The organism is Pseudogracilibacillus amylolyticus (SeqCode) (assembly GCF_051918545.1).
GTDB lineage: Bacteria > Bacillota > Bacilli > Bacillales > Amphibacillaceae > Pseudogracilibacillus.
On sequence record NZ_JBPPZG010000171.1, the window covers coordinates 1 to 8,758 of the forward strand.

The 8,758-nt window shown below is 35.0% G+C and carries 7 protein-coding genes; all 7 read left to right on the forward strand.

The genetic code is table 11. The features are described from left to right. Positions 1–915: 915 nt before the first annotated feature. Complete coding sequence (spxA, locus tag ACPYKA_RS15895; protein WP_336260211.1) at positions 916–1,311, forward strand: transcriptional regulator SpxA; 396 nt, start codon at positions 916–918, stop codon at positions 1,309–1,311. Between the two features lie 362 nt (positions 1,312–1,673). Continuing rightward, positions 1,674–2,360: an adaptor protein MecA gene (gene mecA / locus ACPYKA_RS15900; protein WP_479543199.1), complete on the forward strand. Its 687-nt coding sequence runs from the start codon at positions 1,674–1,676 to the stop codon at positions 2,358–2,360. A 134-nt stretch (positions 2,361–2,494) separates the two neighbouring features. After that, on the forward strand, positions 2,495–3,649 hold the full coding sequence (locus tag ACPYKA_RS15905; protein ID WP_479543200.1) for a competence protein CoiA: 1,155 nt from the start codon (positions 2,495–2,497) through the stop codon (positions 3,647–3,649). 58 nt (positions 3,650–3,707) lie between these two features. Further along, entirely contained in the window at positions 3,708–5,522 is a 1,815-nt protein-coding gene (gene pepF / locus ACPYKA_RS15910) for an oligoendopeptidase F (protein ID WP_479543201.1), read from the forward strand. Between the two features lie 239 nt (positions 5,523–5,761). Further along, on the forward strand, positions 5,762–7,510 hold the full coding sequence (locus ACPYKA_RS15915) for a carbon starvation CstA family protein (protein WP_479543202.1): 1,749 nt from the start codon (positions 5,762–5,764) through the stop codon (positions 7,508–7,510). Between the two features lie 69 nt (positions 7,511–7,579). Continuing rightward, positions 7,580–7,837: a cory-CC-star protein gene (locus ACPYKA_RS15920; protein WP_479543203.1), complete on the forward strand. Its 258-nt coding sequence runs from the start codon at positions 7,580–7,582 to the stop codon at positions 7,835–7,837. 226 nt (positions 7,838–8,063) lie between these two features. Beyond that, on the forward strand, positions 8,064–8,758 hold a 695-nt coding region (locus ACPYKA_RS15925; RefSeq protein ID WP_479543204.1), incomplete at its 3' end, for an ArsA family ATPase.

Genomic DNA, 8,758 nt, shown 5'->3' on the forward strand with positions numbered 1-8,758 from the left:
AATTGAACGAACTGCCGAATCGCACCTAAATAATTTCCAAGCGTCAACGTTCCACTCGGCTGTATGCCGGAAAATATCGTTTTCAAAATCCATTCACTCCATTGTTCTTCTGCTTTAAATTTATAGATTTATTTAGAAAACTTGGCTTATCACCAAGCCTTAGTTGCACTTACGACGCACAGGACGTGCTAGTGCTGGCGTTGCCGACAAATCTTTACGGTGGGACGAACGAAAGTGCAGTCCCAGGACGTCGCGCTTTTAGCCAGTGAGCGAGTCAAGAAAGTTTTATACTTTCTCATCTGCCAAAAAAATCTCCTCACACTCTTCCTATAATCCTTATTAAATGATATACTATGATATTGGTGAAAGCAAGTGAAAGTATAAGTTGTCCCGCATTTTTTGACAAAATTAGGTTTATTTTTCATAAGTTTGGAAAAACTATTACTACCATATTTGTCAGAAAATTGTTTGGATAAATTTTGGAAAATCTATGTTTAGTTAAATTACCAAATGGGTAGTCTATATGTATGTAGCTACAGTTTGTAACAGAATTATGACATTTCAAATTAGGCGACAATTTTTTTCCAAAAAGCTCTACCTTTTGCTTGACAAATATAGTATAATTTATAATGAAAGTTTAATTAAATTGATTCTTATTTAATAAAATAATCCTTAACATCTTAAGGGTTACGTATGTAATTGGCGTTCGGATAAGGCGTCTATTGCATAATAACATCTTAAAAGTACGTTGTATTGTGATATTTGTCACATACAATTGGCTAATAAATAAGTGAATTAGCCGGTACTTTTTATCACCGTAAGGACTACGGAGTGAGCCCCCTGGGAATCTCAGAAGAGAAATCTGATGAGAAGTTCAATAAAGATATATTTAGTAGAAATGAGGAGTGAAGTTACATGGTAACACTCTATACCTCGCCAAGTTGTACATCTTGCCGTAAAGCAAAGGCATGGTTAGAAGAACACAATATCGGTTATAAGGAACGAAACATCTTTTCTGAACCGCTATCATTGGACGAGATCAAAGAGATTTTGCGAATGACTGAGGATGGAACAGATGAAATTATTTCAACTAGATCAAAAGTGTTTCAAAAATTAGATGTCAATATTGATCAACTGCCTTTAAAAGATCTGTTTGATTTGATTCAAAACAATCCGGGTTTACTGCGCAGACCAATAATACTTGACGAAAAAAGACTACAAGTTGGATATAATGAAGATGAGATACGTCGTTTCTTACCAAGAACAGTACGTACATTTCAACTAAAAGAAGCACAAAAAATGGTCAACTAACCCCTGAATTATTTTTAAAAATCGCAAACCAGAAAATTATTATTGGTTTGCGATTTTTGTATTTTAGAACCATAAGCTATAACACCTCCCCAATATTTTTGAAAAATTTACGCAAATTAATCTTATAGCTAGCATGTTTAAACATTTGTCGGAAATAAAGTAGTGAAATATTGATTTAAATAAGGTAAAATAGTATATTAAGATTCATGAATAAATTAGGCAATAATATTTTCAAAATAATTAAAATAACATACAATGGTTTTAAGGGAATATTATGTACTATTGGAGTAATCTCTTCCACCTCATTCTTTTAAGGTGCTTAACAAGTCTTTAGTTATTCTAATAGAAGGGAGAGGTATTGAATGGAAATAGAAAGAATTAATGAAAATACGGTTAAATTCTATATCTCTTATGTAGATATTGAGGATCGTGGATTCGAACGAGAAGAAATTTGGTATAATCGTGAACGTAGTGAACAACTATTTTGGCAAATGATGGATGAGGTTAACTACAAAGAAGACTTTTCAGTAGAAGGTCCCCTATGGATACAAGTGCAAGCATTAGAAAAAGGACTTGAAATTATCGTAACAAAAGCACAAATTTCTAAAGGTGGAGCTCCGATTGATTCCATTGATGAGATTGACGATACATTCGATATAACAATTAATGAAAAGGCGAAAGGTTTATTGGAAGAAAAATTAGGTAAAAAAGATGATGATGAAGACGACGAAATTGATGATGATTCAAGCTTGTGGATGACAGCTCACTTTAATGAATTAGAAGATGTAATCCAGCTAAGCCACGATTTCCAAGGTGAATTCACAGAGGATTTAGTCACTGCGCTTTATCATTATCAAGACAAATACTATTTGTACATTGAAATTTCACCTGATCTTTTCGAATACCAAGAAGACATTTTAAGCCAAGTGTTAGAATATAGTACTGAATCAGATATTACGTATCATGTTTTAGATGAATATGGAAAAATGATTATGAGTGATAATGTATTCTCACAAATGAAAAAGCATTTTTCAGCAGACATTGGTTAAATGATTTTTAAGACATTCGATAAAAAGAATGTCTTTTTATTTGCTTTTTTTGCAGGATTTTAGGTAAATATGTCGAAATATATAGTATATGGGTAATCCATAAAAATTCTATACAAAGGGATGTGATCATACTCGTGCTTCGAGCGGTAACGAAAAAAGGAAAGTCTGTAACATTGGCAATTTACACAAAAGAACAGATCGAATTTTTACGAAAGAAAGAACAGTTTTACTGTCCAGAATGTAAGGAGACTGTTATTGTAAGAGCAGGACCTAAAGTGATTCCGCATTTCGCCCATAAAAAAACTTCCAACTGTTCTGTCAACGGTGGGGAAGGTGCATATCATCAGCAAGGAAAATTATTATTATATGAGTGGTTAATAAATCAAGGAATTAATGCAGAGTTAGAGACGTATATACCTGAAATAAATCAACGCCCAGATTTATTAATTCACATGAAGAAACGAAGGATAGCCATCGAGTATCAATGTGCAGAGATCCCAATAAATCAGATAGAAAAAAGAAACAAAGGGTATGAAAAAGCAAATATTATACCGATCTGGATTTTAGGCGGAAATCAATTCCACCGAACTTCCACCAACCATCTGAAAATAAATGTTTTTACCTCAACGTTCATTCGACAATTCTCTCCTACACTTCCAACAACATTATTTTACTTTTGCCCACAGAGAAAAGTATTTTCAATTTTGAATGATTTAATTATGACAAGTGGAAATCGAGCGCTAGCTCAGTTTAGGTTCAAGCCACTTTGGCAAATTACTTTTTCCGAGCTTTTTTCCAAGTCCTGCTTTTCCTCCGTTCAACTATGTAAACTTTGGCGAAAAGAAAAAAGAAAATTTCGCCTGTCAACTTCTCGGGTTTACGGGAAAGAATTAGCTTGGCGTAAGTGGCTTTATGAAAAAAATTTCACGCCTCAACATCTCCCATCCATTGTTCATTTACCAATTCGCTCCCAATATCAACTGGCCTTTCCTACATGGAATTGGCAAAGCCGTTTTATAATTGATTTTTTACACCCACTTAAAGTTGGCAATACATTTTCCTTACGACAAGTCCAGCAGTTTAACCGCCATTTTCAGTTCAAACAAGAAAGCCCAATCCAAGAATATTTAGCGCAATTAGCTCATGTAAATATTGTTCGTCCAATTTCCACTGATCATTATGTTAAAACCTCTCCGATAATCTTTTACCATCATATTGAAGAAGCTTTACAAGGAGACGATGAACTTTTAAAGGCTTTCATGTATAATGGGACGAGAGAACGGGAATGAATTTTAAATAAATTACTATAATAAAGAATGGATCGAAAAATTAAGGAGGACTGTTAAGATGACTAAGATGACGAAAGAAATTCCTAAGCGTGAGGAAGTCCCAGTAGAATTAACATGGGATTTAGCCACTATTTTTGAGACGGATGAGAAATGGGAAGCAGAATTCGAATCCTTAAATAAAGAGATTCCTAAAATTAAGGAATTTCAAGGTACATTGAATGAATCTGCTGACAATCTTTATAATATGTTTAGATTTCAAGATGAAATTTCCGAACGACTTGGAAAACTTTATACATATTCAAACATGAAATATGATGAGGATACAACAAATACATTTTATCAAGCGATGAATCAAAAAGCAGAAAGTATTTTAACACTAGCATCTAGTAATATGAGTTATATCGTTCCAGAAATTTTAAAAATGGATGAGACGAAAATAAAAGATTTTCTAAATGAGAAAAAAGAATTAAACGAATATAAAAAGACATTAGATGAAATTATCAGGCAGAAAGAACATATTTTAAGTGAGAAAGAAGAAGTGCTTTTATCTGAAGCATCTGAGGCACTGCAAACACCTTCCCAAACGTTTGGAATGCTGAATAATGCAGACTTAAAATTCCCACTCATTAAAAATGAAAATGGGGAAGAAGTTGAGCTAACGCATGGTCGTTATATTCAGTTTTTAGAATCAAAAGATCGGGATGTACGAAAAGCAGCTTTTGAAGCGATGTATGATACATTCGGAAGTTTTAAAAATACATTTGCAACGACACTGAATGGAAACGTAAAAAAGGATAATTTTTATGCCAAAGTCCGGAATTACCGTTCAGCAAGACATTCCGCCCTAGACACGAATAATATTCCAGAAACAGTTTATGATAATTTAGTTGAAGCCGTTAATGAAAAATTGCCGCTGCTTCACCGTTATACAGAACTGCGTAAAAAAGTACTCGGACTAGATGATCTTCATATGTATGATTTATATGTGCCACTCGTTGAAGGTGTCGATATGAAAATTACGTATGATGAAGCACAAGATTATGTGTTAAAAAGTTTAGCCCCACTTGGTGAAGAATATACGAATATTTTAAAAGAAGGATTCGAGAGTCGCTGGATTGATGTCGTTGAAAATAAAGGGAAGCGAAGTGGAGCGTACTCATCAGGTTCTTATGGAACGAATCCGTTTATTTTGTTAAATTGGCAAGACAAAGTAAATGATGTATATACGTTAACTCATGAATTAGGTCACTCATTGCATAGTTATTATACGAGAAAAAATCAGCCATACCGTTATGGAAATTATTCGATTTTTGTAGCGGAAGTAGCTTCAACATGTAATGAAGCATTATTAAGTGAGTATTTATTAAAGTCTTTAGATGATGAAAAACAACGACTGTATATTTTAAATCATTTTCTAGAAGGTTTTCGTGGAACGGTTTTCCGTCAGACAATGTTTGCTGAATTTGAACATGATATCCATGTGCGATCGCAAAATGGAGAACCATTAACAGCGGATAGCTTTACGGAAATTTATTACGATTTAAACAAAAAATATTTCGGTAAACATGTAAACGTCGATGAACAAATTGGACTTGAGTGGGCCAGAATCCCTCATTTCTATTACAATTATTATGTCTATCAATACGCAACTGGCTACTCAGCAGCAACATCACTTGCCAGTCAAATTCTGTCAGAAAAAGATGTAGCTGTTGAAAGATATATTAATTATTTAAAAGCCGGAAGCAGTGATTTTCCAATTGAAGTATTAAAAAAAGCGGGCGTAGACATGACGTCAAAACAACCGATTTTAGAGGCACTCGATGTATTTGAGGAAAAATTAAACGAATTTGAAAAATTAATTTTGAAAAACTAAATTTTCAAAACCGCACAGTGCAACAATATTGTGCGGTTTTTTCTTTATGATAACAACTTGCAAAAGTTATTAGACAAATTCCCCTGTAACCAAAAGAAAAACTATTCCAATCAAAAGAGTTCATAAAATTGTAATAATTTGCATTAAATTTCATAGATTGTTACAATGTCGGTAATAAATTCTATTAATTTAGAATATTGCTAGTTTATCAACTAGTAAAATAAGAAGGGGGAATGGAATTGAATGGTATTCTAGTAGCGCTTATCGGTATGGTTGGGCTAGCTTTGGGTTATCGCTATTATTCAAAGTTTATCGCAGAAAAAATCTTTAAACTTGACCCAAACTATGAAACACCGGCACATAAGTACGAAGATGGAGTAGATTTTGTCCCGACGAATAAATTTATATTATGGGGACATCATTTTACATCCGTTGCAGGGGCAGCACCAATTCTAGGGCCGGCAATTGCTATATATTGGGGTTGGATTCCTGCGTTTTTATGGGTCATCTTAGGAACCGTTTTTGCAGCTGGAGTACATGATTTTGGAACATTGGTTCTTTCTGTACGGAATCGCGGACAGTCTGTTGGAACCATTGCAGACAAATTAATAGGACAACGTGCGAAAATCTTATTTCTCTTTATCATTTTAATTTTAGTTTTAATGGTCAACGCAGTATTTGCATGGGTAATTTCAAATTTATTTATTACGTATCCATCAAGCGTGTTTCCAGTATTTATTCAAATCCCGCTAGCAGTTTGGATTGGATATGCAGTTTATAAACGACAGCAGAAAATGCTTGTCCCATCGTTAATTGCCCTTTTAATTATGTATGCAGCAGCGATTGCTTCAAGTAAATGGGAATTCTTACAAATTGATTTAGTGAAATATATGGGTGGAGAGGATGGAACCGGATTATTCGGACTTTCTACAGTAGGAACAGCATTTTTTATCTGGATTATGATATTAATGATCTATGTTTATATTGCATCGACTTTACCAGTGTGGAAATTATTACAACCGCGAGATTTTATTAATTCACATCAACTTGTTGTGGGACTTGGAATATTATATTTAGGTTTGTTATTTACTAATCCTTCTATTACTGTACCGGCAACCAATGCGGTGAACGATGTTTCTTGGTTCCCGTTACTCTTTATAACGATTGCTTGTGGGGCAATTTCAGGTTTCCATGGTCTTGTCTCTTCCGGAACATCATCTAAGCAATTGGATAAAGAAACGGATGCGAGATTTGTAGGGTATTTAGGAGCAGTTGGAGAAGGGGTTCTTGCGTTAATTTCTATTTTAGCTGTTACTACTTTTTTTGCCACAAAGGCTGACTTTTTTGCCACTTATAGTAGTTTCACAGAAGCGAATGGGGCAGGACTTGGAATTTTTGTCCAAGGTGCAGCTACACTAGCGCAAGGGTTAATGATCCCAACGGATGTTGCAGTCACCATTGTATCGATTATTGTTGTTAGTTTTGCTGCAACGACATTAGACTCTTCCGTTCGCTTAATGCGTTACATTATCGCAGAACTCGGAATGGCATATAAAGTACCAGCTTTGGAAAAGAAACATGTTGCTACCTCTGTTGCAGTATTATCGAGTGCGGCACTAGTATTATTACCTAAAGGGCCACAAGGATTTGGCTCGGGTGGATATTTACTTTGGCCATTATTCGGTACATCTAACCAACTTTTAGCAGCAATTAGTTTATTATTAATTGCCGTTTGGCTACGTCGTCTTGGTAGAAATTATATCGTCATCTTAATTCCGATGTTTTTCGTACTTGGAACGACATTACTTGCGATGTTCCAACAAGTTGTTTTCCAATGGTCATGGTTCGGATCAGAGCAAAATAATTTGTTATTTGTCTTCGGAGCAATCATCTTTGTATTTGCGATTTGGATTGCGTTGACAGCATTTAAAGCGTTGTCCGAAGAGAGGAAAAACCCAATCGACTCAGATAAAACAGGGCTGGGCTAATAGGTATTTGAAAAGAGGATCCGTACATAAATCAGATCCTCTTTTCATGTAAAAGGAGAGCTTTCCGCTATGTTAGACAAAATTAAAAAACTCATTCAATATTATGAAGATGTCATCAGTTTACCACATAAAGGGGAAATTGCCCGCGAGCTTCGAGATGAAGATGATTTATTTCTCCTTCTTCTTTATTCAGAAATGATCGGAATTCCAAATCCTGTTTTTTATTATACGTTAGAGCTTTACCCTTATATGATTGAGGAATTTCATAAATGGCATTTACGAATGGGGATGGAAAAGTCGCCGCTAACAGGAATTCGCTGTTGTTAATTATTAACGTAAATTTTTCTAAATGCTGACTGCCACTCAGCATGCTGTAGGGGCGACGTCGCATCATTTTCAGCTACTCAGCATGTTGTAAGAGCGACTTAGCATCTTTTCAAGCCACTCAGCATTTTGTAGGAACGAATCAATCATTATTTTTCATCCACTTACATGCTATCCGTGCAAAAAATAAGGATCATCCTAAAATTATGTAAGGTATAAGGTGATACGAATGAAAATCTCAAATAAAAAAATTATCTTTGTCGGTGGAAAAGGAGGAGTAGGGAAATCAACTTCGTCTGCAGCAATTGCGTTACGCACCGCCCAATCTGGACAAAAAACATTATTAATATCAACAGACCCAGCACATAATATTGGACATATTTTTGAACAAAAAATAGGTGGAGAAACGACAAAAATTGCTCATAATCTCTATGCGCTGGAAATTGACCCCGAACAAGAAACTGCTCAATATATTAAAAGTGTAAAAGAAAACATTAAAGGGGTGGTTCAGCCAACGATGATGGAAGAAGTCCACAGACAATTGGATACGGCAAAGGCATCCCCAGGTACAGATGAAGCTGCTCTTTTTGATAAACTGATTTCAATTATATTAGAAGAGAGTGCAAATTTTGATAAACTTATTTTTGATACAGCTCCGACTGGTCATACGATCCGCCTCCTTTCTTTACCTGAATTAATGGGCATCTGGATCCAAGGATTACTTGAAAAACGTCATAAGACAAAAGAAAATTATTCTCGTTTATTGCATGACGGGGAACCGGTGGAAGATCCTATTTTCGATGTGCTACAAGAACGGCAACAGCGCTTCGCTAAAGTTCGGGAAATAATGTTAGATGCCGAGCAAACAGGATTTATTTTTGTATTAAACCCGGAACAGCTTCCTATTGCTGAAACAAAAAATGC

Bases quoted from the DNA above. Each gene is read 5' to 3' on its own strand.
- spxA (WP_336260211.1), top strand. From the start codon at position 916: ATGGTAACACTCTATACCTCGCCAAGTTGTACATCTTGCCGTAAAGCA.
- mecA (WP_479543199.1), top strand. From the start codon at position 1,674: ATGGAAATAGAAAGAATTAATGAAAATACGGTTAAATTCTATATCTCT.
- pepF (WP_479543201.1), top strand. From the start codon at position 3,708: ATGACTAAGATGACGAAAGAAATTCCTAAGCGTGAGGAAGTCCCAGTA.
- ACPYKA_RS15920 (WP_479543203.1), top strand. From the start codon at position 7,580: ATGTTAGACAAAATTAAAAAACTCATTCAATATTATGAAGATGTCATC.